This window comes from Pseudomonas baetica, from assembly GCF_051216495.1.
In the GTDB taxonomy this organism is placed as follows: domain Bacteria; phylum Pseudomonadota; class Gammaproteobacteria; order Pseudomonadales; family Pseudomonadaceae; genus Aquipseudomonas; species Aquipseudomonas baetica_B.
Map to the genome: position 1 here is coordinate 1 of NZ_JBPKAM010000233.1, position 1,752 is coordinate 1,752.

A 1,752-nucleotide genomic window follows, 5' to 3' on the forward strand; every position below is an offset into this window, starting at 1 on the left:
ACATTCAACATCCCCGTTGTTTGACACACCGCTTTCGCGAGCAGGCTCGCTCCCACAGGTTAAGGTTCAGGTTTTATGCCAGGGCACACATACAAACCCGACCACAGCCGCCGCGAAACCGTCCGGTCATGGCATAATCCGACACCTTTTTTCTCCAGCACCTGTAAAGGGGGCGATTCCTTGACCGTTTCAAGCAAAACGTTGCACCTTTTCGGCATCAAAGCCTGCGACACCATGAAAAAGGCGCGCACCTGGCTCGATGAACACGCTGTCAGCTATGACTTTCATGATTACAAGGCGGTCGGCATCGACCGTGAACACCTGACCCAATGGTGCAACGAGCACGGTTGGGAAGTGGTGTTGAACCGTGCAGGTACGACCTTTCGCAAGCTCGACGACGAACGCAAAGCCGATCTCGACCAGTCGAAAGCCATCGAACTGATGCTCGCACAACCTTCGATGATCAAGCGCCCGGTGCTCGATCTCGGTGACCGAACCCTGATTGGCTTCAAGCCAGATATCTACGCGGCAGCTCTGAAGTAAGCAGCCCGTTTCAATTTGCTAGAGGTATCAACATGTCCACTACCCTGTTCAGCCTGGCCTTCGGTGTCGGCACTCAAAACCGTGAAGGCGCCTGGCTGGAAGTATTCTACGCGCAGCCACTGCTCAACCCGTCGGCCGAACTGGTCGCCGCCGTTGCCCCGATCCTGGGCTACAGCGAAGGCAACCAGGCCATCGCCTTCACCACCGCTCAGGCCTCGCAATTGGCGGAAGCCGTCAAAGGCGTCGACGCTGCCCAGGCTGCCCTGTTGACCCGCCTGGCCGAAAGCCACAAGCCGCTGGTCGCCACCCTGCTGGCCGAAGATGCCCAGTTGTCGTCGACCCCTGAGGCCTACCTCAAGCTGCACCTGCTGTCCCATCGCCTGGTCAAGCCACATGGCCTGAACCTGGCCGGCATCTTCCCGCTGCTGCCGAACGTGGCCTGGACCAGCCAGGGCGCCATCGACCTGTCCGAACTGGCCGAGCATCAACTCGAAGCGCGCCTGCGTGGCGAGCTGCTGGAAGTGTTCTCGGTGGACAAGTTCCCGAAAATGACCGACTACGTGGTGCCGGCCGGTGTGCGTATCGCTGACGCCGCCCGTCTGCGTCTGGGCGCCTACGTGGGCGAAGGCACCACCGTGATGCACGAAGGTTTCATCAACTTCAACGCCGGCACCGAAGGCCCGGGCATGATCGAAGGCCGCGTCTCCGCTGGCGTGTTCGTCGGCAAGGGTTCGGACCTGGGCGGTGGCTGCTCGACCATGGGCACCCTGTCGGGTGGCGGCAACATCGTGATCAAGGTCGGCGAAGGCTGCCTGATCGGCGCCAACGCCGGTATCGGTATCCCGTTGGGCGACCGCAATACCGTTGAGTCGGGCCTGTACGTCACCGCCGGCACCAAAGTGGCGCTGCTGGACGAGAAAAACCAACTGGTCAAAGTCGTGAAGGCGCGTGAATTGGCAGGCCAGACCGACCTGCTGTTCCGTCGCAATTCGGAGACCGGTGCCGTGGAATGCAAAACCCACAAATCGGCCATCGAACTGAACGAAGCGCTGCACGCTCACAACTGATTGTTGCGGGCAACGTAACCGACCACCTGTGGGAGGGGGGGGGGGGGGGGGGGGGGGGGGGGGGGGGGGGGGGGGGGGGGGGGGGGGGGGGGGGGGGGGGGGGGGGGGGGGGGGGGGGGGGGGGGGGGGGGGGGGGGGGGGG

2 protein-coding genes are annotated in these 1,752 nt (G+C 62.8%); both read left to right on the top strand.

Going from position 1 to position 1,752, the window contains the following annotated elements; all coding sequences use genetic code 11:
* The first annotated feature begins 180 nt into the window (after positions 1-180).
* Positions 181-543 (top strand): ArsC family reductase, encoded by a 363-nt coding sequence (locus ACSFE6_RS31440; protein ID WP_008057297.1) that lies wholly within the window; start codon positions 181-183, stop codon positions 541-543.
* Positions 544-575: 32 nt separating this feature from the next.
* Positions 576-1,610 (top strand): 2,3,4,5-tetrahydropyridine-2,6-dicarboxylate N-succinyltransferase, encoded by a 1,035-nt coding sequence (gene dapD, locus ACSFE6_RS31445; protein ID WP_435431257.1) that lies wholly within the window; start codon positions 576-578, stop codon positions 1,608-1,610.
* Positions 1,611-1,752: the final 142 nt, after the last annotated feature.